Origin of the sequence: Pseudomonas sp. GD04158 (assembly GCF_029834875.1) — a bacterium.
In the GTDB taxonomy this organism is placed as follows: Bacteria; Pseudomonadota; Gammaproteobacteria; order Pseudomonadales; family Pseudomonadaceae; genus Aquipseudomonas; species Aquipseudomonas hydrolytica.
In genome coordinates this window covers 1-21,979 of sequence record NZ_JAODYT010000068.1, presented here as the reverse complement: position 1 = coordinate 21,979, position 21,979 = coordinate 1, and the positions used below count along the sequence as shown (strand labels likewise).

The following is a 21,979-nucleotide window of genomic DNA, read 5'->3' as shown; positions in this document are numbered from 1 at the left end:
CGCCCTGGCGCATTTTCGCCGCGCCGCCGCCTACGAGGCGCGCCTGCCCTTCTTCAACCAGGTGAAGGTGGGCGAAGGTCTGCTCGACCTGGCCAGCAACGCGCCGGATCGCGACATCGTCACCCTGGCGCCGGTGGCCACGCTGGTGGTCAACGACCAGTTCAACCCTGGCCTGGTACCGCTGTTTCTCGCCGCCAGCCGCGAGGTGATGCGCAGCGGCACCCTGCTCGATGCCGCCGGCGCCTTTCCCAGCGCCGAACCGCGTACCTTCGACCTGCACCGCGACGCCGAGCACTTCTACGACAAGGGCCTGCCGATCCTGCAGCGCTACCTGCCGTTTCGCATCGCCTCGCTGGCCGACCGCTACATCATCCTGCTGATCCCCCTGATCGTGGTGATGATCCCGCTGCTCAAGGCGGTGGGGCCGATCTACCAGTGGCGCATCCGCGCGCGCATCTACCGCTGGTACAAGTACCTGCGCGACATCGACCGCAAGCTGCACGCCGGCTCGCTGCCGGCCGAACTGGAAAGCGAGATCCAGCGCCTGGAAAGGCTCGAGGACGAACTGGCCGCGGTGGAGGTGCCGCTGTCGTACTCCAACGAGCTGTACGAGCTGCACATGCACCTGCGCTACGTGATCGAGCGCCTGCGCGCGCTGCAAAAGCGCCGCGGCGAGGGCCCCGAGCAGGCGCCCTCGGTGGTGCCGAGCCCGGAGCGCAGCTAGCTTCGGGCAGCGGCCACAAAAAAGCCCGCGATACGCTCGCGGGCTTTTCTTTCGTAGGGTGCGCCGTGCGCACCGGCTTGCGCCACGCACGGCGCCCTACGCCAGGTCACACGACGCTATTTGACCCAGTGCTTGCCCCAATGGGTGATGTCGTAGGCCTGGGCGCTGCGCATCATCATGCGCGAATCCCTGGACGCGGCGATCTCGTCATCGACGATCTTGGTCGACAGCGACAGCCAGCTGGCGACGAAGGCCATGGCATCGCCGTTGACCTCCAGCGCGCGCAGATCGACGTTGTTCAGGTCATCGCAGGCCTCGTGGTAGCACGGATCGAAGGCCTCGCCCGCAGTGCCGCCATAACGGCTCGCCTGCTCTTCGGACTTGACCACCTCGGCCCCGGTGAACAGTCCGCCGAAGGCGATGCCATCAAGGAAGAACTGCGCATAGTCGGAACGGAAGCTGATCTCGTCACCCTCGAACGGCAGACCGCGCAGGCGGTAATACTCGCCGAACAGACGCTCGAGCGCGGCCGAGCCGGGCGGGCCCTGCAGGCCGAAGTCCGAACCGTCGCCGTCATAGATGAAGTAGGCGAAGTTCGGCGAGGCGATCATGTCGAAGTTCAGGTACGCCTTGATCTTCGCCTTCTCCTCGTCGGGCAGTTGGTTGACGTAGTAGGTCGAGCCCACCAGCCCCGACTCCTCGGCGCCCCACCAGGCGAAACGCAGCTTGTTCTTCGGCTTGGCCTTGGCCATCTGCACGGCCAGCTCCAGCAGCGCGGCGCTGCCCGAACCGTTGTCGTTGATGCCGGCCCCCTCGAACACCGAATCCAGATGCGCGCCGAGCATCACCACGTTGCCCGCGTTGCCGCGCTTGCTCTCGGCCACCAGGTTGTGGGTCTGGGTCCGTTCGCGCACCACGTCGGTGACCATGCGCACCTGCTGCTCGGCCGTCTGCGCCAGGCTCACGCCCACGTCATAGGTGGTGAACAGCACCGGAATGCCACCGGAATAGGCGTCGCCCAGGGTGGCGTTGAGCAGGCCCTTGCGGTCCTCGCTGTCGCCCTGGTTGAAGATCACCACGCCCACGGCGCCAGCGGCGGCAGCGTTCTCGGCCTTGATCTGGAAGTTGCAGGTGCCGCGCTGCAGCAGGGCGATGGAGCCAGCCGGGAAGGCGGCGAAATCCTCGGCCTCGCAGCCGCTGCTGGACTGGTTGCCCTCGCCCAGGGCGATGTCCACCGCTGCCACCGGTGCACTGACGTCGCCGGCATCGGTCTGCGACAGGTAGGTGAAGTCCACCTCCCACTCGAACTGCGCCGGGGTCGGCGCCAGGCTCTGCAGCACGCCGGGCCCCTGCGGGTAGAACGCGCTGAACGGGAAGGCCTGACGGGTCACCTTGTAGCCGGCGCTTTCCAGCGTCGCCTGCACATAGTCAAGCGAGCGCTCGTAACCGGACAGGCCAGCGGCGCGGTTGCCGCCATTGGCCAGGGCGATGTCGTTGAACATCTGCAGGTGGGTCATGCTGTTGGCCGCCTGCATGCAGCGAGGCAACAGCAGCGGCGTAGCACTCAGCACACCGGAACGGCACTCCGCCGGCCCGAGCCGGGTCGGGCTCCAGAACTGATCGAACAGTTCGGTGACGTCGAGCCCCTTGGCCGCAGTGGCCTGCCCGGAAATGGCCGCCAGCAAGGCGGCGCCCAGTAGACGGCGATTATTGGTCTTGTTGCGCATGTAATCCTCCAATCCATATCTGGAGATCGAGAAAGGCGGCAACGCTTGTGGCGCCACCGCGGTGCGTCCCTTTACTGCGTCGTGTGGACGTGAAAGACGCTAGACCGAGTTGCGCCATCGCGCGAATCGAAAATCGCGATTTTTGCAGAAAATAGAGTTCTATCACTGCAGATAGCGGCACTTAGCCAGCAAAGATCCACACCCCAGTTTGCACCACCGGCAGCGCGTGGCGATGTCAGGTAGACTTTGCCCAGCCGCCGCGCTGCCGACGCGGGCCCTCGCCCGCCCGGCTTCGCGGCCAACCCCATCGCGAACCCGCCAAAGACCGAAGCCCCCATGCCGATCCGCCACTGCATCGTCCACCTGATCGACAAGAAACCCGACGGCAGCCCCGCCGTGCTGCACGCCCGCGACAGCGAACTGGCCACCTCGCAAGCCATGGAGAACCTGCTGGCCGACCTCAACGAGAGCTACAACGCCAAGCAGGGCAAGGCCTGGGGCCTGTTCCACGAAGAGTCCGGCGCCTACCCGTTCAGCGGCTGGCTCAAGGCCTACCTCGACGGCGAGCAGGATTTCACTGCCTTCAGCCGCCAGGCCGTCGAACATCTGCAGAAGCTGATGGAAGAGTCCAACCTCTCCACGGGCGGCCACGTGCTGTTCGCCCACTACCAGCAAGGCATGACCGACTATCTGGCCATCGCCCTGCTGCACCACAGCGAAGGCGTGGCAGTGACCGACGCACTGGACGTGACCCCGGCCAAGCACCTCGACCTGGGCCAGCTGCACCTGGCCGCGCGCATCAACATCAGCGAGTGGCAGAACAACAAGCAGTCCAAGCAGTACATCTCCTTCATCAAGGGCAAGAACGGCAAGAAGGTGTCGGACTACTTCCGCGACTTCATCGGTTGCCAGGAAGGCGTCGATGGCCCGGGCGAGACCCGCACCCTGCTCAAGGCCTTCAGCGATTACGTGGAAAGCGAGGACCTGCCCGAAGAGCAGGCCCGCGAGAAGACCAAGACCCTGGTCGGCTACGCCACCGGCCAGGCCAAGATGGGCGAGCCGATCACCCTGGAGGAGCTGTCCGGGCTGATCGACGAGGAGCGCCCCAAGGCGTTCTACGAGCACATCCGCAACAAGGACTATGGCATGGCCCCGGAATTTCCGGCGGACAAGCGCACCCTCAGCCAGTTCCAGCGCTTCACCGGGCGCGCCGAGGGGCTGTCGATCAGCTTCGAGGCGCACCTGCTCGGTTCGAAGATCGAGTACGACGAGGGCCGCGACATGCTGATCATTCGCCAGCTGCCGACCCAGCTGAAGGATCAGCTCAAGCGTCGCCAGGACTGAGATGAAGCCGCGCCTGGCCGATGCGCTGCTCGACGCCTGCCTGTGCCGGCCAGAGGCACCGCTGGCAGGCGATCCGGCACGCACCTTCGGCCTGGACAAGGCCGACTGCAAGGCGCGCCTGGAGCAGCTCAAGCCCTGGCTGCAGGAGCAGCAGACGCGCCTGTGGGCCAATCGTCAGCGGGCCCTGCTGCTGGTACTGCAGGGCCCGGATTGCAGCGGCAAGGACGGCGTCATCCGCCGCGTGCTCAGCGCCTGCAATCCCCAGGGCCTGGCGGTACACAGCTTCCAGGCGCCCACGGCGCAGGAACGCGGCCAGCATTTTCTCCACCGCTATCGCCAGCGCCTGCCGGCGCCCGGGATGATCGACGTGTTCAATCGCAGCCATTACGAGGCGCTGATCTGCGATCCGCTGGATGGTTTGTGCGGCGAGGATGAGCTGCCGGCGCGCCTGGCCGAGGTGCTGGCCTTCGAACGGCAACTGGCGCAGAGCGGCACCGTGGTGCTCAAGTGCTACCTGCAGATCGACAAGGGCGAGCAGTACCGGCGCCTGGTCGAACGCATCGAGAAACCGTCCAAACGCTGGAAGCTCAAGACCAGCGACCTGCTCTCGCACCGCCAGTTCGACGAGCGTCAGCGGCGCTGGGCCGACCTGCTGGGCGCCAGCCATAGCAGCGCGTCGCCCTGGTATGTGATCCCGGCGCACAAGCGCTGGCTGCGCGACCTTGTGGTTGCCAGCCTGCTGGCCCGCGAGCTGGAAAAGCTCGCGCTGCAGTGGCCGGATCGGCCGGCACCCTTTACTCTGCAGCAATTGCAAGCCGCCACCACCACGCACAAGGACGCGCCGCAATGAAGAAGATTCTGCTGATCCTCGCCGCCCTGGCCCTGTGGCAGAACTGGGACAGGATCGACCGCTGGCTCAACCCGCCGCAGGCCGGCAATGGCAGCGGCGAGATCGTGCTCTACGCCACCGCCTGGTGCGGCTACTGCGCCAAGACCCGCGAGCTGTTCGCCGAGGATGGCGTCGCCTACCGCGAAGTGGACATCGAGAAGGACAGCGCCGGCCGCGCCCGCTACCAGGCCCTGGGCGGGCGTGGCGTGCCGGTGATCGACCTGCGCGGGCAGGTCATCCACGGCTATGACGTACGCGCGATTCGCGCTGCCTACTGACCCGGCCGTGCCCCCCGCACAGCCCGGATACCCTCCGGGCCTTGCGCCAGCGGGAGAACAGGCGCTCAGCGCGCTTCGATGCGAAAGCCCAGACGCGGGAAGTGCACGTGCAGCACACCGGCCCGTTCGTCCTCGCGGCGCAGGATCAGTTCCTCGCGGCCGGCGAACAGCAGCTCGCCCTGTACCGGGTCGACGCCGTAATCGACTGCGGCGATGGTTACCGACTGGCCAACCTGCAAGCCGTTGGGCTCGATGAACTCTTCCTCCGGCAGCGCCGCCGGCGTCGCCTCACGCGCCACCGCGAGGGCCTGCTCGCTGCTCATCTCGCTGAACGAGCCGTGGCCGAAGCCCAGTACCCGGGCGAGCCAGGCGGATACCTCCGGGTAGTCGTCGACCAGCGGCGCGGTCACCGGCGTGCCGCGCAGGAACCACAGGCAGTGCGCGACCGAGAAATCGGCCAGCGACGGCTCGCCGAACAGAAAGTCGCCGTCCTCGCGCTGCAACTGCTGCTGCAGACGCCCCATCAGCGCCGGCCAGTTATGCTTGGCCTGCTCCAGCGGCACGCGGCTGGCGCTACCGCCGGAAAACAGCGCGCTGCGATCGGCGATAAAGGCCTGCTGCGCCGCCGCCGGCAGCCGGCCCATGCGCACGGCGATGGACTGCGGCTGGAATACCAGGGCCACAGCATGCTGGAACAGCACCGAGTCGGCCCATTGCGCCAGCAGACTGGTATTGAACTCCTGGCCTTCGGGCAGCAGTGCCGGGGTAGCTTTCTCCGCCTCCAGGCGGCGAGCGATCAGCGCTGTGTCGCAATAGATGTCGGCGCCCACCTGCAGCACCGGGGTCTTGCGGTAGCCGCCGGTCAGTGCGGTCAGATCGGGCTTGGGCATGATCCGCGGGATCTCCACCGAGCGCCACGAGAGCTGCTTGAAGCCCAGCATCAGGCGGGCCTTCTCGGCAAAGGGCGAGGCGTCGTAGTGGTGCAGGATCAGTTCGTGCATGGTGGGCTCCGTTGCGCAATCGAAGGTCCCAGCTTACCCGCCTCGCCTGGCGCCGCCCACCGCTTCAGGCTGATGCAGCGGCATCATTGGCCAGAATGAGGGCTTCCTTGGCGGCCTTGCTCAGGAGCTTGATCGCTCGCTCGCGGCGCAGTGCATCGCCCTTGCCGGCACAGGCCTCGACATAGGCCAGGGCCAGCGCCGGGCTGGTGTGGAAGAACCGTGCGCCCTTGCCCGCCTGGTGCTGGGCGAAACGTCGCTGCGGGTCGTCGCTGATGCCGCAATACAGCGCGCCGTTGGCGGCGCGGACCAGGTAGACGAACCAGGCTTTTTCGACTGCTGCGTTCATCCGCGCGCCGGGAACCACTCACGCGCCGAGCGCCACAGGCACATGCCGACGAAGTAGGCCGAAGCCAGCCACCAGAGGGCCAGCAGCCAGGGCTGGTTGGCGGGGTACTGCAGAATCAGCAGCGCGCTGGAAAGCATCCAGACGAAGGTCACCAGGATGTTCAGCGGCATGAACTGCCGCACGCGGAACGGATGCAGGAACTTCATCTTGGTCAGGGTCAGGCCGGCGAGCAGCACGATGATGCCCAGGGTGACCCAGGGGTGCACATCGAGAATGTAGAAATACAGCACCACCACGTTCCAGGCGGCCGGGAAGCCGACGAAGTAGTTGTCCTTGCTCTTCATGTTCAGGTTGCAGAAACAGAACAGCGAAGACACCAGGATCAGGCCCACGGCGAACAGCGGGGTGTAATCGGGCAACGGGATGAAGCGGTAGAGGAAAATGGCCGGGATGAAGACGTAGGTCAGGTAGTCGATCACCAGATCCAGGGTCGAGCCGTCGAAATGCGGCAGCACGCCTTTGACGTCATAACGCCGCGCCAGCGAGCCGTCGAGGCCATCCACCAGCAGGGCCAGGCCCAGCCACAGCAGGCATTGCTTGGGTTGGCCGTCGAGTACGGCGAGCAGTGCCAGCAGAGCGAGAATCACACCACTGGCTGTGACGGCATGAACCCCCCAGGCCTTGGCCTGTTTAACGGCAACGATCAGTTCGGTCACGGCAGGTCTCGATTGGCAGTGGAGATGTGCACCCCATGTGCGCACTCTTCATTGAAGGCTAAGACCGACTAGCCTACCACTGCGTTCAGTCGCCTGCCTCAGCGAGACGCGCGAAACTGGGCCAGGCCACGGGCGGCCTGCCGACGAATGGCAGCCTGTACCGGCGGCGCCCAGCCCAGCAGCAGGCCCTTGGCCCCCAGTGCCTGGCGTGTCCAGCGCCACAGATCGAAGTGATCGCGGTGCTCGACGATCAGCCCATCGCGAAACACGAAGTGCGCCTGGATGTGGTTGACCACCTGGCGGCCGGTGGCGCTGAAACGGTAGGTGGCGACCCAGCGCGCACTGCCCTCGCGCTCGTCGGCCTGCACCTGATCGAAGGTCAGCGAGAAGCCCTCGGCGCGAGCGCAGAGCATGCGCCACATGTCGCCCGCCTCGCTGCCGTTGAGGTCGGTGAAGGCGGGATCGGAGAAATGCACGTCCTCGGCGTAACAGGCCGCCATGGTCTCGGCATCGAGGTTCTGGAAGGCGCGGTAGAAACGCTGGATCAATTCGGCATTGGCATGGCTCATGGAGCGCTCCCGTTATCGGTCCTGTGCGCCGAGCAGCACGCGCAAGGCGCCAGCAGCTCGATGAATGAAGCCCATTGTGCGGCGGCGACAGGAGTTACGGCGATTGGCTATAACGACAACTTTGTGGCAATAATCGCCAACCTCTACTCCGGAGCAGCGCCATGCTCAATGTCGCCCTCTATGTCTGCCCGCAAACCATCTGCTCGAGCCTGAGCATGGCGCAGGATGCCTTCAGTCTCGCCAATCGGCTGGCGGGCACGCCGCGCTTTCACCTGCAGCGCTTCAGTCTCGATGGCCAGCCGGTGCAACTGGAGTTCGCCCACGTTCAGGTCAACGGCGGTCTGGACCTGGCCGAGCAGGCCGACCTGCTGATCCTGCCAGCCACCGGCAGCGCCATCTCCCGTACGCTGGAGGGCAATGCCGGCCTGCTGCCCTGGCTGGCTCGCCGCCAGCAGCAGGTGGCAAGCCTGTGCAGCAGCGCCTTTCTGCTGGCGGCAGCCGGGCTGCTCGACGGTCGCCAGGCCACCACCCACTGGGCCCTGGCCGAGACCTTTACCCGACATTTTCCCCGCGTGAACCTGCGCAGCGACCTGCTGCTGACCGAGGACGGCCCGCTGTTCTGCTCCGGCGGCGCCCAGGCGGGGCTCGACCTGTGCCTGCACCTGATCGCCCTGCATGGCGGCGAATGGCTGGCGCAGCAGGTCGCCAGCGCCATGGTGGTGGAGCGTCAGCGCGGCCCGCAGTCACGCTTCGCCCCTCTGCTGCCCGCCAGCGATGACAAGACCCTGGCGCCGCTGCTCGACTGGTTGCGCCGCCATCATGCCGAATCCGTCGATCTGGCCAGTCTGGCCGAGCAGGCGCACTGCTCGCCGCGCACCCTGCTGCGCCGCTTCAAGACCGCCACCGGGCTGACGCCCAACGACTACCTGCAGCGCCTGCGCATCGCCAACGCGCAGCAGGCGCTGGCCCGCTCCGGCGATTCGCTGGAGCGGATCGCCGCCGCGGTCGGCTATGCCGATCGCGCCACCTTCGCCAAGCTGTTCAAGCAGCTGTGCGGCGAGACGCCCGGCGCGTTTCGCAAGCGCATGCAGGGCAACGGGGCTGCGCCGTCGGTCCCGTAGGGTGCGCTGTGCGCACCATTCTGGGGACGCTGGACACTCGATAGGGCTATGGGTTCGCGGTGCGCACAGCGCAGCCTACTTCCAGGCGCATTCCGCGGCCATGAAAAAGGGAGCCCGAGGGCTCCCTTGTCATCTGACGCAACCGACTCAGTGCAGGATTTGGCTGAGGAACAGCTTGGTGCGCTCGTTCTGCGGGTTGGTGAAGAACTGGTCGGGCTCGGCCTGTTCGACGATCTCGCCCTTGTCCATGAAGATCACCCGATTGGCCACGGTGCGGGCGAAGCCCATCTCGTGGGTCACGCAGAGCATGGTCATGCCGTCCTGCGCCAGGCCGATCATGGTGTCGAGCACCTCTTTCACCATCTCCGGGTCGAGGGCCGAGGTCGGCTCGTCGAACAGCATGATCTTCGGCTTCATGCACAGCGCGCGAGCGATCGCCACGCGCTGCTGCTGGCCGCCGGAGAGCTGGCCCGGATACTTGTGCGCCTGCTCCGGGATGCGCACGCGCTCGAGGAAGTGCATGGCGACTTCCTCGGCCTGACGCTTGGGCATCTTGCGTACCCACATCGGCGCCAGGGTGCAGTTCTGCAGCACGGTCAGGTGCGGGAACAGGTTGAAGTGCTGGAACACCATGCCCACTTCGCGGCGGATCGCCTCGATGTGCTTGAGGTCGCTGGTCAGCTCGGTGCCATCGACCACGATGCGCCCCTGCTGGTGTTCCTCCAGGCGGTTGATGCAACGGATGGTGGTGGACTTGCCCGAACCGGACGGCCCGCACAGGACGATACGCTCGCCCTGCTGCACGCTGAGGTTGATGTCCTTGAGCACGTGGAACTGGCCGTACCACTTGTTCACGCCCTGCAGCAGGATCATCGGCTCAGCGCTGGGTTGTTTGTTGACTTCACTCATGACTCACTCCTAACGCTTGTGGCCGGTGTCCAGCTTGCGCTCCAGATGCATGGAGTAGCGGGACATACCAAAACAGAAAATCCAGAAGATCAGCGCCGCGAACACGTAGCCTTCGGTGGCCATGCCCAGCCAGGCCGGGTCGGTGGTCGCTTGCTTGATGCTGTTGAGCAGGTCGAACAGGCCGATGATGATCACCAGGCTGGTGTCCTTGAACAGCGAAATGAAGGTGTTGACGATGCCGGGGATGACCAGCTTGAGCGCCTGCGGCAGGATCACCAGGCCCATCATCCGCCAGTAGCCCAGGCCCATGGCCGCGGCCGCTTCGTACTGGCCCTTGGGGATGGCCTGCAGGCCGCCGCGCACCACTTCGGCGATGTAGGCGGACTGGAACAGGATCACCCCGATCAGCGCCCGCATCAGCTTGTCGAAGTGCATGCCCTCGGGCAGGAACAGCGGCAGCATCACCGAGGACATGAACAGCACGGTGATCAGCGGCACACCGCGCCAGAACTCGATGAAGGTCACGCAGATGACCCTGATCGCCGGCATGTTGGAGCGGCGCCCAAGCGCCAGCAGGATGCCCAGCGGCAGCGCACCGGTGATGCCGACGGCGGCGATCACCAGGGTCAGCATCAGGCCGCCCCACTGGCTGGTGGGAACCACGCTGAGGCCGAACACGCCGCCGTGCAGCAGGCACCAGGCGACGACCGGGTAGATCACCAGGAACGCCAGGCCGTAGAACGCCTTGCGTGGCATCTGCGGCACGAACAAGGGCGCAGCGCCGATGATCGCCAGCCACAGGGTGGTATCCACGCGCCAGCGCAGCTCGCTGGGATAGAAGCCGTACATGAACTGGCCGAAACGCTGCTGGATGAACACCCAGCAGGCGCCGCCGCTGGTGCAGTCGGCGCGGGTGCTGCCGCTCCAGGTGGCATCGATGAAGGCCCACTGGATCAGCGGCGGCACGATCAGCCAGATCAGGTAGATGGCGAACAGGGTCAACAGGGTGTTGAACCAGTTGGAGAACAGGTTGGCCTTGAGCCAGCCCACTGCGCCGACACTCATGCGTGGCGGCGGCAGATCCGGTTTGAAGGTATGAGACTGCATGGCTGCTCCTTACCGCTCGATCAGCGCAATGCGCTTGTTGTACCAGTTCATCAGCAGGGAAATGCTGATGCTGATCGCCAGGTACACGCTCATGGTGATGGCGATCACCTCGATGGCCTGGCCGGTCTGGTTGAGTACCGTACCGGCGAACAGCGACACCATGTCCGGGTAGCCGATGCCGGCGGCCAGCGAGGAGTTCTTCGCCAGGTTCAGGTACTGGCTGGTCAGCGGCGGGATGATCACGCGCAATGCCTGCGGGATGATCACCAGGCGCAGGGTGATGCCGGGGCGCAGCCCCAGCGAACGGGCCGCCTCGGTCTGGCCATGACTGACCGCCATGATCCCCGAGCGCACGTTCTCGGCGATGAAGGCCGCGGTGTAGATGGTCAGCGCCAGGGTCAGGGCCATCAGCTCGGGGATCATCACCCAGCCGCCGCGGAAGTTGAAACCGCGCAGCTCCGGCACGCTCCACACCAGCGGGTTGCCGCCGATCAGCACGGTCAGGCCGGGAATCACCACGATCAGCGCCAGGGAGGTCCACAGCAGCGGGAAGATCTTGCCGGTGGCCTCACGGCGCTTCTTGGCCCAGCGGCCCAGGGCGATGATGCCGACGATGGTGGCCAGCAGGACCACGGCGAACAGACCGAAACTCTCCGACGGACCGGGCGCCGGCATGTACAGACCACGGCTGTTGAGGAAGAAGGTTTCGCCGATGTCCAGGCTCTGCCGCGGTCCCGGCAGGGCGAGAAACACCGCGAAGTACCAGAAGAGAATCTGCAGCAGCGGCGGGATGTTGCGGAAGATCTCGATGTAGACGGTGGCCAGCTTGCTGATCAGCCAGTTCGGCGACAGCCGCGCCACGCCCAGGATGAAGCCGAGGATGGAGGCCAGCACGATGCCGATGAAGGACACCAGCAGCGTATTGAGCAGGCCGATGACGAATACCCGTCCGTAGGAATCGCTTTCGCTGTAGTCGATCAGATGCTGGGCAATGCCGAAACCGGCGCTGTTACTGAGGAAACCGAAGCCGGAGACGATGCCGCGCTTCTCCAGGTTGGTCTGAGTGTTTTGGAACAGGAACCAGCCGAGCGCCACGACGGCGATAACGGCGAGAATCTGGAACAGCCACGCGCGCACCTGAGGATCGGTCCAGACCGAACCTCGCGGGCGCGGGGCATTAGCAGTAGTTTGCATAACAGCCCTCTTGGAAGCCCCACGCCCGCTTGCGCGGGCATGGAGTTCACGTCATCAGGAACAACCGGCGCGCCATGCAGGCGCGCCGGTACAGACGATCAACGCACCGGCGGTGCGTATTGCAGACCACCTTTGTTCCACAGGGCATTGAGGCCACGCTCGATCTTCAGCTCGCTGCCGGCACCGACGTTGCGATCGAAGGACTCGCCGTAGTTACCTACCTGCTTGACGATCTGTACTGCCCAGTCCTTCGGCAGTTTCAGATCCTTGCCAAACTCACCTTCGGCACCGAGCAGACGGGCTACGTCGGGGTTCTTGGTGGTTTTGGCGGTTTCTTCCACGTTGGCGGAGGTCACGCCCAGCTCCTCGGCGTTGACCATGGCGAACAGCGACCAGCGCACGATGTTGAACCACTCGTCATCGCCCTGACGCACGACCGGGCCCAGAGGCTCCTTGGAGATGACTTCCGGCAGCACCACGTAGTCGTCCGGGTTGGCCAGCTTGATGCGCTGCGCGTACAGCTGCGACTGGTCGGAGGTCAGCACGTCGCAACGGCCGGCTTCGACCGATTTGGCGCTCTCGTCGGAGGTATCGTAGGTGATGGGGGTGTACTTCAGGCCGTTGGCACGGAAGTAGTCGGAGAGGTTCAGCTCGGTGGTGGTACCGGCCTGGATGCACACGGTGGCACCGTCCAGTTCCTTGGCGCTGGAAACACCCAGCTTCTTGTTAACCAGGAAACCCTGACCGTCGTAGTAGTTCACGCCAGCGAAGTTCAGACCCAGACCGGAGTCACGCGAGCTGGTCCAGGTGGTGTTGCGCGACAGGATGTCGACTTCGCCGGACTGCAGCGCGGTGAAGCGCTCCTTGGCGGTCAGCGGGCTGTACTTGACCTTGGTGGCGTCACCGAAAACCGCGGCTGCAACAGCACGGCAGACGTCGACGTCCAGACCCAGGTAATTGCCTTTTTCATCGGCGTAGGAGAAGCCCGGCAGACCGTCGCTGATACCGCACTGCACGAAGCCTTTCTTCTGCACCGCATCCAGGGTGGCGCCTGCCTGAGCAAAGCCACTGACACCGAGAACAGCTGCGGTGGTCAGCACAGCCAGGGTGGATTTCACCATCTTCATCAAAAACCTCCAGTTGCTCTTATTGTGTTGGAGTCTCCGTCCGCCTTCCCCACCCTTTTGAGGCACGCGATACGCTGGCAGCAACGCATCGACGAGAAGTTCGGACGTCAGGCGGGAGTCTAGTCGGCGATGCCCTCTGCTGGCCAACTGTTCCCACCCTGCCCATTGGTTGAACGGGCCAGAGACGGATCGTCACCCGTCCGGGCGATACAGCACCCGACGGTTCTGGTTAGGAACCCCACACAGCAGATTCCTGCCTGTTGAGCGATGGGCAATGGCAAAGTGTTACCGTTACCACACCGCGTCGTCAGTCCGGATGTGCTTTAGCAAGGCCCGTACCAGCCTCCTGCAGAATGCAGGATAAGCAAGGGTCAAGAGCAAAAGTTGCACCCGTGCGACAACTTATTCACAGATTAGACAAGCCTTGCACAGGGCGCCGCCCCAATTTGAGGCGCCCGCACCACACTGGAGCTACCAATGACCGCACCCATGATTCTGCAGCCCCCACAGGTCGCCGACGCCGCCGTGATCTGGCTCCACGGGCTGGGCGCCGACCGCTACGATTTCCTGCCGGTTGCCGAGATGCTGCAGGAGCGCCTGCCCACCACGCGCTTCGTGCTGCCGCAGGCGCCGACCCGCCCGGTGACCATCAACGGCGGCTGGAGCATGCCGAGCTGGTACGACATCCTGGCCATGAGCCCGGCGCGTGCCATAGATCATGACCAGCTGGAAGAGTCGACGCAGCAGGTGATCGCCCTGATCGAGGCCGAACGCGCAAGCGGCATCGAGCCAGGCCGCATCGTTCTCGCCGGGTTCTCCCAGGGCGGCGCCGTGGTGCTGCACACCGCCTTCGTGCGTTACCTCGAGCCCCTGGGCGGGGTGCTGGCGCTGTCCACCTATGCGCCGACCTTCGGCGACGACATGCAGGTGGCGGATACAAAAAGACAACTGCCGGTGCTTTGCTTGCATGGCAGATTCGATGACGTGGTGACCCCCGACATGGGGCGCGCCGCCTTCGACCGCCTGCACGCTCGATCTGTACCGGTACAGTGGCGCGACTATCCCATGGCCCACGAGGTCATTCCGGAAGAGATTCGCGACATCGGGGACTGGTTGAGTCAACGGCTGGACGGCTGATAGCGCCGTAGGGTGCGCCATGCGCACCAAAACCGGCGATGGCGTCGATCTGGTGCGCACGGCGCACCCTACCCGCTTGCACGTTGAACAGCCTTTGCCCTAACGGAGAGCTACACGCATGACGACAGCGCCCCTGATTCGCACCCTGCAGGATATCGAGCAGATCGAGAAAACCCCGCTCGCAGCGCGCGAGCTGCCCGCCAGCACCTACGAGCTGATCCGTCGCAGTGCCGCCGCCCAGCCGGACGCCCCGGCGCTGTCGTTCATCCTGCAGGGCACGGGCGATGAAACGCCGCTGCGCCTGAGCTATGCCGAGTTGCTGGGCAAGATCACCCAGACCGCCAACGCCTTCCACCGCCTCGGCCTGCGGCCGGGCAAGGCGGTGTCCTTCCTCCTGCCCAACCTGCCGCAGACCCACTTCACTATCTGGGGCGGCGAGGCGGCCGGCATCGTCAACGCGATCAACCCGCTGCTCGAACCCGCGCATATCGCTGAACTGATCCACGCCGCCGATTCCGAGCTGCTGGTGACCCTGGCGCCCTTCCCCGGCACCGACCTGTGGGACAAGGTCAGCGCCATGCGCGACCATCTGCCGGAGCTCAAGGCGATTCTCTGCGTGGACCTGGCCAACCTGCTGCCGGAACCGCAGCGCAGCGCGCTCAAGGCCCAGCGCGCCCCCCTGCCCGACGGCGTGCTGGATTTCGACGAGACCATCGCGACCTGCCCCGCCGACCACCTGGAAAGCGGCCGCAACATTCTGCCCGAGGACATCGCCAGCTACTTCCATACCGGCGGCACCACCGGCACGCCGAAACTGGCGCCGCACAGCCACGCCAACGAAGTGGCCATGGCCTACAGCATGAATCTGGTGACCCGCTTCGCCCCGGGCGATGTCACCCTCTGCGGCCTGCCGCTGTTTCACGTCAACGGCGTGGTGGTCACCGGCCTGACCGCCTTCATCGGCGGCGCCGAGGTGCTGCTGGCCACCCCGCAGGGCTATCGCAACACCAGCCTGATCGGCAACTTCTGGAAGGTGATCGAACGCTACAGGGTCAGCTTCTTCAGCGGGGTTCCCACCATCTATGCCGGCCTGCTGCAGGTTCCCAGCGAGGGGTATGACCTGTCCTCGCTGAAGTACGCACTGTGCGGCGCCGCGCCGATGCCGGTGGAGCTGATCCGCCAGTTCGAGGCCAAGACCGGGCTGACCCTGATCGAAGGCTACGGCCTGACCGAAGGCACCTGCGGCAGCTGCGCCAACCCGCCGGCCGGTGAGCGCCGCCCCGGCTCCATCGGCCTGCGCATGCCCTACTGCGACGTGAGCATCAAGGTGCTCGACGAACAGGGGCGCTACCTGCGAGATGCCGCGCCGAACGAGATCGGCAATCTGTGCATCCGCGGCGCCACGGTGTTCAAGGGCTACCTGCAGGCCAGCAAGAACGCCGACATCTGGGTCGACGGCGACTGGTTCAATACCGGCGACCTCGGCCGCAAGGACGAAGACGGCTATATCTGGCTGACCGGGCGCAGCAAGGATCTGATCATCCGCGGCGGCCACAACATCGATCCGCAGATGATCGAGGAGGCGCTGCACAAGCACCCGGCCGTGGCCCTGGCGGCCGCGGTCGGCAAACCCGACGAGAAGGCCGGCGAACTGCCGGTGGTGTACGTGCAGCTCAAACCCGGCGCACAGGCCAGCGAGGCCGAGTTGCTCGAGCACGCCGCGGCGCACATTCCCGAGCGCGCCGCAGTGCCCAAGGACGCCTGGATCATCGACGCCATTCCGGTCACGGCGGTGGGCAAGACCTTCAAACCGGCGCTGCGCTTCGATGCCATTGCCCGCGTCTACCAGAGCGCCCTGCGTGAGCTGCACCCCGATATTCGCGTCGAGGTGAGCAGCGATGACCAGCTCGGCCAACTGGCTCAGGTGTACCTGCCGAGCCAGGACCAGACGCTGATTGCAGCGGTCGGCCAACGCCTCGCAGGCTACGCCGTGGCGCATCGCATCAACCCGCAAGCGTGACGGCTTTCGCGCAGGGACGCGCGCCAGTTAACAACTCGGAATCGTCAAGTAACCATTGGTCGGCGTGGCCACGGGCAAGCATTGCCTCGCCTCGGGGGCGGGAATAATGTCGAAGGGCGTACGTGACCACGACAAGGAGCGTTTGTGATGCCATCTGGCCTCGATGCCAAGCCAGGCGCGACAGAACCGCGATGAAACCGGCGCACTGGCAGGCAGACCTGCATCAAATCCGACAACTGCGGCTGTTTCACAAGGTGGCCGCCAGCAGCCTGGACCACCTGCTGCAGGAGTTCCGCGCCTGCGAGCTGGAGGCTGGCGAAGTCCTGCTCTCTCCTTTCAACCGCAACCAGCATCTCTACCTGCTGATCGAAGGTCAGCTGCGCGTCTACCTCGGCTCGCTGGACAACCAGGCGGTCAGCACCCTGGAGGTCGGCGACTGCGCCGGCGAAATCAGCTTCATCGACAACGAACACCCTTCTGCCTACGTGGTGGCCGAGCGCCGCTCCACCGTCTTGCGCCTGCACCGCGAGTCGCTGGTGGCGCTGTTCCAAGAGTCGCCGCAGATGATGCAGAACCTGCTGGAGCTGCTCTGCGAGCGGGTGCGCAAGGGCAATCGGCTGATTCTCGACAGCGAGCAGAACGCCAACGTCGACACCTTGACCGGCTGCTTCAACCGGCGCTGGCTGGAGCATGTGTTCGAACGCGAAAGCACCCGCTGCGCCTTCAATGACGAGCCCTTGTCGTTGCTGATGCTGGATGTCGATCACTTCAAGGCCTACAACGACCAGCATGGCCATCTGGCCGGCGACTACGCCCTGTGCCTGGTCGCCCATACCCTGCGCAGCCAGCTGCGACCCAAGGACAGCCTGATCCGCTTCGGCGGCGAGGAGTTCGTCATCCTCCTGCCGGAAATCTCCGCCGAGTCCGCACGCGGCATCGGCGAGCGCCTGCGTGTCAGCCTGGAGCAGATCGCCTCCTTCTATTCCCCGGTCGGCATCCTGCCCGGCGTGACCATCTCCATCGGCCTGGCGCAGATGCAGCAGAAGGACAGCCTGCAGGGCCTGATCGCCCGCGCCGATGCCGCGCTGTACCAGGCCAAGCAACAGGGGCGCAACTGCCTCTGCGGTTAAGCCCTGCTCAGCATGCTGCGCAGGGCTCACCCTACTCCAAGAGTGCAGCGCTTCCCTGCTAGAGTGGCCGGCATAACAACACGCCTGGATGGCCCTCGATGCGCAAACTGCTGATCGCCCTGCTTCTGCTGGTACCCCTCTCCGCCCTGGCCGTGCTGGGCCTGCCTCAGGTCATCGACGCACAGATGAACAGCGTCGCCAGCCCGCCGCCCTATCCGGCCAGCGCCAGCGCGCAGAAGCTGCACCAGGGCCTGTTCGTCGCCGATCTGCACGACGACGCCCTGCTCTGGGAGCGCGATCTGCTCAAACGCTACGATTACGGTCATTCCGACCTGCCGCGCATGCTCGAAGGCCGTCTCGGCCTGCAGGTGTTCTCCACCGTGACCAAGACCCCGCGCGCCCTGAACATGGAGAGCAATGAGGCGGACAGCGACAACATCACCCTGCTGGCCATGGCCCAGCGCTGGCCGCGGGAAACCTGGAACAGCCTGCTGCAGCGCGCGCTGTACCAGGCGCAGAAACTTCAGGACGCCGCGGCCGGCAGTGACGGGCGCCTGGTGCTGATCCGCAGCCGCGACGATCTTGCCCGCTTCATCGAGGCCTGGGAGAAGGACCCGCGTCGCGTGGCCGGCCTGCTCGCCACCGAGGGCCTGCAACCCATCGAGAACAGGCTGGAAAACGTCGATGCGCTGTATGACGCCGGTTTTCGTATCGCCGGGCTGACCCACTTCTTCGACAACGAGGTCGGCGGCTCGGCCCACGGCCTGAAGAAAGACGGCCTGACCCCGCTGGGGCGACAGGTCATCGCGCGTCTGGAAGAAAAATCCATGCTGGTCGACCTGGCCCACGCCTCGCGCCCGCTGATCGACGACGTTTTGGCCATGGCCACGCGCCCGGTGCTGGTCTCGCACACCGGGGTCGAGGGCACCTGCCCCGGCACGCGCAACCTCAGCGACAAGCACCTGCAGGCCATCGCCGCCACGGGTGGAGTGATCGGCATCGGCTACTGGAGCACCGCGGTGTGCGACACCTCGGTCGCGGCCATAGTCCGCGCCATCCGTTACACGGCGGACAAGGTCGGTGTCGAGCACGTCGCCTTGGGGTCGGATTTCAACGGCACCGTACACACGCCGTTCGATGTCACCGGCCTGGCGCAGCTCACCGAAGGCCTGCAGGGCGCCGGCTTCTCCGCCGAGGAGATCGCCGCGATCATGGGCGGTAACGTCCAGCGCCTGCTGCTGGCCAGTCTGCCGGAGAATTGAGTCCCGCCCCTTGACAGGCGCGAGCGAAGCACTTCGCCACGCCCGCGTCTTGCATTACACTGGCGGGCGTTCACTCCTTAACCAATCGATGAGAAGCCCGTGCTCAAAGCACTCAAGAAAATGTTCGGCAAAGCCGAAGACGAGCAGCCACAACCAGCGCCGTCACCCGCAACAGCGCCCGCCCAGAGCCGTGGCGCAGACGACAAGCGTCCCCGCAAGAACAAGCCCGCCCGCCCAGCCAGCGAGACTGCGAGCGACAGCCCCGCGCCACAGCAGCCTCGCCCGCCCAAGGCCGACAAACCGCGCCGCGAGCGCCCGGCCAAGCCGGTGGACAACTGGAAGCTGGAAGACTTCGTGGTCGAGCCGGCCGAAGGCAAGACGCGCTTCCACGACTTCAAGCTCGCCCCCGAGCTGATGCACGCCATCCACGACCTCGGCTTCCCCTACTGCACGCCGATCCAGGCCGGCGTACTGGGTTACACCCTCAAGGGCCAGGACGCCATCGGCCGCGCCCAGACCGGCACCGGCAAGACCGCCGCCTTCCTCATCTCGATCATCACCCAGCTGCTGCAGACGCCGCCGCCGAAGGAACGCTACATGGGCGAGCCGCGCGCGCTGATCATCGCGCCGACCCGCGAGCTGGTGGTGCAGATCGCCAAGGACGCCGTCGCGCTGACCAAGTACACCAAGCTCAACGTGATGAGCTTCGTCGGCGGCATGGACTTCGACAAGCAGCTCAAGCAGCTCGAATCGCGTTTCTGCGACATCCTGGTCGCCACCCCGGGCCGCCTGCTGGACTTCAACCAGCGCGGCGAGGTGCACCTGGACATGGTCGAGGTGATGGTGCTGGACGAAGCCGACCGCATGCTCGACATGGGCTTCATCCCGCAGGTGCGCCAGATCATCCGCCAGACGCCGATGAAGGGCGACCGCCAGACCCTGCTGTTCTCCGCCACCTTCACCGAAGACGTGATGAACCTGGCCAAGCAATGGACGGTCAACCCGGCCATCGTCGAGATCGAGCCGGAGAACGTCGCCAGCGACACCGTCGAGCAGCACGTCTACGCCGTGGCCTCCAGCGACAAGTACAAACTGCTGTACAACCTGGTGACGCAGAACGCCTGGGACCGGGTGATGGTCTTTGCCAACCGCAAGGACGAAGTGCGCCGCATCGAGGAGCGCCTGACCCGCGACGGCGTCAGCGCCGCGCAGATGTCCGGCGACGTGCCGCAGCACAAGCGCATCAAGGTGCTCGAAGGCTTCCGCGCCGGGCATATCCGCGTGCTGGTGGCCACCGACGTGGCCGGCCGCGGCATTCACGTCGACGGCATCAGCCACGTGATCAACTTCACCCTGCCGGAAGACCCGGACGACTACGTGCACCGCATCGGCCGTACCGGCCGTGCCGGCAGCAGCGGCACCTCGATCAGCTTCGCCGGCGAAGACGACGCCTTCGCCCTGCCGCCGATCGAAGCGCTCATCGGCCGCAAGATCCAGTGCGAAATGCCGCCGGATGAGCTGCTCAAGCCGGTACCGCGCAAGCACTGAGCCATCGCAGGTAAAACAAAGGCGAAGCCGCGAGGCTTCGCCTTTTTTATTGCCCCAAGCCCTGCCCGCCACCCTTCGGGCTGTCGCGGGGCGGGGTGAGGAATCACTCCCGGCCATTTTCCGGCCAGGCCTCGTGCCCCCCTTCGCCGGGTGCGCCGCGCGCGCAGGCCCTGGCCTGATCGCCGCACCGCTCAGCGACGCAGGCAACCACGAGCCATCCGGTCCCTCCCATCTATACCCATGCGTCATCCACGGACAGCCGGCGGCCATGTCCCTTGCCGGACAAATACAAATAAGTCCAGAATAGACAAATAAGTTCATCCTGGATTTCACCGCCATGCCCAGCACCCCGCCCTATCTGATCCATCAGGCCGAAGCCGCCCAGCTCCTCGCCCGCATCGATGTCGTGCAAGCCATGCGCGGGATGTTCCGCAGCCTGGCGCGCGGCCAGGCGGTGCAGCCGGCCCAGCAGCTGGTGGAATTTCCCGACGGCGGCGACTTCATCAACTACCTCGGCGTGCTCGCCGAACAGCGCGTATACGGGGTCAAGACCTCGCCTTACATCCCGGGTGAACATGGCGCCATCGTCACCGCCTGGACCCTGCTGATGTCGATGGACAACGGCCAGCCACTGCTGCTGTGCGATGCCGGCGAGCTCACCACCGCCCGTACCGCGGCCACCACTGCCGTGGCGGTGGACGCCCTGGCGCCGGCCACGGCCAAACGCCTGACGGTGATCGGCAGCGGCCCGGTGGCGCGTGCCCATGTACGTTATGTGCAGGGCCTGCGCGACTGGCAGAGCATCCGCCTGTACTCGCCAAGCCTGGTGGGCAAGCACGGCGTCGAGCTGCTGCAACTGCAGCAGCTCGATCCGCGCATGCAGTTGTGCGCGAGCCAGGCCGACGCCTGCGCCGACGCCGATGTGGTGATGCTGTGCACGTCCTCGGCCAGCCCGGTGCTCGACCCCGGCGAACTGCACAAGCCGGCGCTGATCACCTCGATCAGCACCAATGCGCCGCGCGCTCATGAGGTGCCGCCGGCCAGCCTGGCGCAGATGGACGTCTATTGCGACTACCGCGCCACCACCCCGGCCAGCGCCGGCGAGATGCGCCTGGCCAGCGAGCAGCACCTGTGGGACCGCGCGCTGATCCGCGGCGACCTGGCCGAGCTGCTCGACGACTCGGCGCCCTTGCCCGACTACCGTCGCCCGGTATTCTTCCGCTCCATCGGCCTGGGTCTGGAAGACGTCGCCCTGGCCCACGCACTCCATCAACTCAAGCAGGCCGCGGAGGGCTGAGCATGCAGCATGCCGATTACCTGATCGTCGGCGCCGGTATCGCCGGGGCCTCCACCGGCTACTTCCTCGCCGGCCAGGGCAAGACCATCGTCCTTGAGCGCGAGCGCCAGCCCGGCTACCACAGCACCGGCCGCTCGGCGGCGCTGTACACCGTGGCCTACGGCACGCCGCAGGTGCGCGCCCTGACTGCCGCCAGCCGCGCCTTCTACGACGCACCGCCGCCCGGCTTCGCCGAGCACCCACTGCTCAGCCCGCGCGGCGAACTGGTGGTGGACTTCAGCGGCGATACCGCCGAGCTGCAGCGCCAGTTCCTTGAGGCCCGCGCCCAGGTGCCCGAGGCCCGTCTGCTCGATGCCGACCAGGCCTGCGCGCTGGTACCGGTGCTGTGCCGCGACAAGGTTCAGGGCGCCCTGTTCGACCCCAGCGCCGCCGACATCGACACCGATGCCCTGCACCAGGGCTACCTGCGCGGCATTCGCCAGCAGGGCGGGGAGATTCACAACGATCGCGAAGTGCTGCGCATCGCCCGTGAC

General features: G+C 65.7%; 20 protein-coding genes and 1 pseudogene. 12 read left to right on the top strand and 9 right to left on the bottom strand.

Features of this window, described 5'->3' with window-relative positions:
• Window positions 1-724, top strand: a pseudogene (locus N7333_RS19825) (C4-dicarboxylate ABC transporter substrate-binding protein); the annotation flags it as partial.
• Between the two features lie 116 nt (window positions 725-840).
• On the opposite strand, the gene N7333_RS19820 reads toward N7333_RS19825, so the two are convergent.
• The gene (locus N7333_RS19820) at window positions 841-2,451 is read right to left on the bottom strand and encodes a M28 family metallopeptidase (RefSeq protein WP_003246446.1); all 1,611 of its coding nucleotides are present in this window, start codon (window positions 2,449-2,451) and stop codon (window positions 841-843) included.
• A gap of 336 nt (window positions 2,452-2,787) precedes the next feature.
• Here N7333_RS19820 and yejK point away from each other — a divergent pair, with 336 nt between their 5' ends.
• From yejK to N7333_RS19805, 3 genes are read left to right on the top strand one after another with little or no spacing between them, the layout of a single operon-like run.
• Window positions 2,788-3,795, top strand: coding sequence for a nucleoid-associated protein YejK (yejK, locus tag N7333_RS19815; protein ID WP_012019539.1), 1,008 nt, complete (start codon window positions 2,788-2,790; stop codon window positions 3,793-3,795).
• A 1-nt stretch (window position 3,796) separates the two neighbouring features.
• Window positions 3,797-4,645, top strand: a complete 849-nt coding sequence (locus N7333_RS19810; RefSeq protein WP_129483899.1) for a PPK2 family polyphosphate kinase — start codon at window positions 3,797-3,799, stop codon at window positions 4,643-4,645.
• Window positions 4,642-4,962, top strand: coding sequence for a glutaredoxin family protein (locus N7333_RS19805; protein WP_129483898.1), 321 nt, complete (start codon window positions 4,642-4,644; stop codon window positions 4,960-4,962). The genes N7333_RS19810 and N7333_RS19805 overlap by 4 nt, the downstream gene beginning before the upstream one ends.
• A 65-nt stretch (window positions 4,963-5,027) precedes the next feature.
• Here the strand turns inward: N7333_RS19805 and N7333_RS19800 are convergent, their stop codons facing one another.
• From N7333_RS19800 to N7333_RS19785, 4 genes are all read right to left on the bottom strand, one after another.
• Window positions 5,028-5,963 carry a glutathione S-transferase family protein gene (locus N7333_RS19800; protein WP_003246438.1) on the bottom strand — a complete coding sequence of 312 codons (936 nt, stop codon included), beginning with the start codon at window positions 5,961-5,963 and terminating at the stop codon, window positions 5,028-5,030.
• A gap of 64 nt (window positions 5,964-6,027) precedes the next feature.
• On the bottom strand, window positions 6,028-6,309 hold the full coding sequence (locus N7333_RS19795; RefSeq protein ID WP_129483897.1) for a GIY-YIG nuclease family protein: 282 nt from the start codon (window positions 6,307-6,309) through the stop codon (window positions 6,028-6,030).
• Window positions 6,306-7,025, bottom strand: a complete 720-nt coding sequence (gene pcsA, locus N7333_RS19790) for a phosphatidylcholine synthase (protein WP_003246435.1) — start codon at window positions 7,023-7,025, stop codon at window positions 6,306-6,308. Before pcsA ends, N7333_RS19795 begins: the two co-directional genes overlap by 4 nt.
• 98 nt (window positions 7,026-7,123) lie before the next feature.
• Window positions 7,124-7,594: a nuclear transport factor 2 family protein gene (locus N7333_RS19785; RefSeq protein ID WP_003246433.1), complete on the bottom strand. Its 471-nt coding sequence runs from the start codon at window positions 7,592-7,594 to the stop codon at window positions 7,124-7,126.
• Window positions 7,595-7,755: 161 nt separating this feature from the next.
• Between N7333_RS19785 and N7333_RS19780 the strand changes: the two genes are divergently transcribed.
• A complete protein-coding gene (locus N7333_RS19780; protein ID WP_129483896.1) occupies window positions 7,756-8,715 on the top strand; it encodes a helix-turn-helix domain-containing protein in 960 nt (319 codons plus the stop codon).
• A gap of 147 nt (window positions 8,716-8,862) precedes the next feature.
• Here N7333_RS19780 and N7333_RS19775 read toward each other — a convergent pair whose 3' ends face one another.
• From N7333_RS19775 to N7333_RS19760, 4 genes are all read right to left on the bottom strand, one after another.
• Entirely contained in the window at window positions 8,863-9,624 is a 762-nt protein-coding gene (locus tag N7333_RS19775; protein ID WP_003246429.1) for an amino acid ABC transporter ATP-binding protein, read from the bottom strand.
• A 9-nt stretch (window positions 9,625-9,633) separates the two neighbouring features.
• Entirely contained in the window at window positions 9,634-10,731 is a 1,098-nt protein-coding gene (locus N7333_RS19770) for an amino acid ABC transporter permease (protein WP_129483895.1), read from the bottom strand.
• Between the two features lie 9 nt (window positions 10,732-10,740).
• The gene (locus tag N7333_RS19765; protein WP_012019545.1) at window positions 10,741-11,925 is read right to left on the bottom strand and encodes an amino acid ABC transporter permease; all 1,185 of its coding nucleotides are present in this window, start codon (window positions 11,923-11,925) and stop codon (window positions 10,741-10,743) included.
• A gap of 98 nt (window positions 11,926-12,023) precedes the next feature.
• Window positions 12,024-13,052, bottom strand: a complete 1,029-nt coding sequence (locus tag N7333_RS19760) for an amino acid ABC transporter substrate-binding protein (RefSeq protein WP_003246424.1) — start codon at window positions 13,050-13,052, stop codon at window positions 12,024-12,026.
• A gap of 477 nt (window positions 13,053-13,529) precedes the next feature.
• On the opposite strand from N7333_RS19760, the gene N7333_RS19755 reads away from it, so the two are divergent.
• The 7 genes from N7333_RS19755 to N7333_RS19725 form a co-directional block, all read left to right on the top strand.
• A complete protein-coding gene (locus N7333_RS19755) occupies window positions 13,530-14,189 on the top strand; it encodes an alpha/beta fold hydrolase (protein ID WP_129483894.1) in 660 nt (219 codons plus the stop codon).
• A 118-nt stretch (window positions 14,190-14,307) separates the two neighbouring features.
• Complete coding sequence (locus N7333_RS19750) at window positions 14,308-16,209, top strand: acyl-CoA synthetase (protein WP_129483893.1); 1,902 nt, start codon at window positions 14,308-14,310, stop codon at window positions 16,207-16,209.
• Window positions 16,210-16,400: 191 nt separating this feature from the next.
• The gene (locus tag N7333_RS19745) at window positions 16,401-17,339 is read left to right on the top strand and encodes a GGDEF domain-containing protein (protein ID WP_003246418.1); all 939 of its coding nucleotides are present in this window, start codon (window positions 16,401-16,403) and stop codon (window positions 17,337-17,339) included.
• A 98-nt stretch (window positions 17,340-17,437) separates the two neighbouring features.
• A complete protein-coding gene (locus N7333_RS19740; protein WP_129483892.1) occupies window positions 17,438-18,601 on the top strand; it encodes a dipeptidase in 1,164 nt (387 codons plus the stop codon).
• A 99-nt stretch (window positions 18,602-18,700) separates the two neighbouring features.
• Window positions 18,701-20,149, top strand: a complete 1,449-nt coding sequence (gene rhlB, locus N7333_RS19735; protein ID WP_012019549.1) for an ATP-dependent RNA helicase RhlB — start codon at window positions 18,701-18,703, stop codon at window positions 20,147-20,149.
• Window positions 20,150-20,486: 337 nt separating this feature from the next.
• Window positions 20,487-21,446 (top strand): ornithine cyclodeaminase family protein, encoded by a 960-nt coding sequence (locus N7333_RS19730; RefSeq protein ID WP_096827241.1) that lies wholly within the window; start codon window positions 20,487-20,489, stop codon window positions 21,444-21,446.
• Window positions 21,447-21,448: 2 nt separating this feature from the next.
• Window positions 21,449-21,979 (top strand): FAD-dependent oxidoreductase (locus tag N7333_RS19725; RefSeq protein ID WP_279859278.1); only part of this gene is annotated, 531 nt, incomplete at its 3' end.

Bases quoted from the DNA above. Each gene is read 5' to 3' on its own strand.
- N7333_RS19805 (WP_129483898.1), top strand. From the start codon at position 4,642: ATGAAGAAGATTCTGCTGATCCTCGCCGCCCTGGCCCTGTGGCAGAAC.
- N7333_RS19770 (WP_129483895.1), bottom strand. From the start codon at position 10,731: ATGCAGTCTCATACCTTCAAACCGGATCTGCCGCCGCCACGCATGAGT.
- N7333_RS19760 (WP_003246424.1), bottom strand. From the start codon at position 13,052: ATGAAGATGGTGAAATCCACCCTGGCTGTGCTGACCACCGCAGCTGTT.
- N7333_RS19775 (WP_003246429.1), bottom strand. From the start codon at position 9,624: ATGAGTGAAGTCAACAAACAACCCAGCGCTGAGCCGATGATCCTGCTG.
- N7333_RS19795 (WP_129483897.1), bottom strand. From the start codon at position 6,309: ATGAACGCAGCAGTCGAAAAAGCCTGGTTCGTCTACCTGGTCCGCGCC.
- N7333_RS19780 (WP_129483896.1), top strand. From the start codon at position 7,756: ATGCTCAATGTCGCCCTCTATGTCTGCCCGCAAACCATCTGCTCGAGC.
- N7333_RS19820 (WP_003246446.1), bottom strand. From the start codon at position 2,451: ATGCGCAACAAGACCAATAATCGCCGTCTACTGGGCGCCGCCTTGCTG.
- N7333_RS19785 (WP_003246433.1), bottom strand. From the start codon at position 7,594: ATGAGCCATGCCAATGCCGAATTGATCCAGCGTTTCTACCGCGCCTTC.
- yejK (WP_012019539.1), top strand. From the start codon at position 2,788: ATGCCGATCCGCCACTGCATCGTCCACCTGATCGACAAGAAACCCGAC.
- N7333_RS19730 (WP_096827241.1), top strand. From the start codon at position 20,487: ATGCCCAGCACCCCGCCCTATCTGATCCATCAGGCCGAAGCCGCCCAG.
- N7333_RS19810 (WP_129483899.1), top strand. From the start codon at position 3,797: ATGAAGCCGCGCCTGGCCGATGCGCTGCTCGACGCCTGCCTGTGCCGG.
- N7333_RS19800 (WP_003246438.1), bottom strand. From the start codon at position 5,963: ATGCACGAACTGATCCTGCACCACTACGACGCCTCGCCCTTTGCCGAG.
- N7333_RS19755 (WP_129483894.1), top strand. From the start codon at position 13,530: ATGACCGCACCCATGATTCTGCAGCCCCCACAGGTCGCCGACGCCGCC.
- N7333_RS19740 (WP_129483892.1), top strand. From the start codon at position 17,438: ATGCGCAAACTGCTGATCGCCCTGCTTCTGCTGGTACCCCTCTCCGCC.
- N7333_RS19745 (WP_003246418.1), top strand. From the start codon at position 16,401: ATGAAACCGGCGCACTGGCAGGCAGACCTGCATCAAATCCGACAACTG.
- N7333_RS19765 (WP_012019545.1), bottom strand. From the start codon at position 11,925: ATGCAAACTACTGCTAATGCCCCGCGCCCGCGAGGTTCGGTCTGGACC.
- N7333_RS19750 (WP_129483893.1), top strand. From the start codon at position 14,308: ATGACGACAGCGCCCCTGATTCGCACCCTGCAGGATATCGAGCAGATC.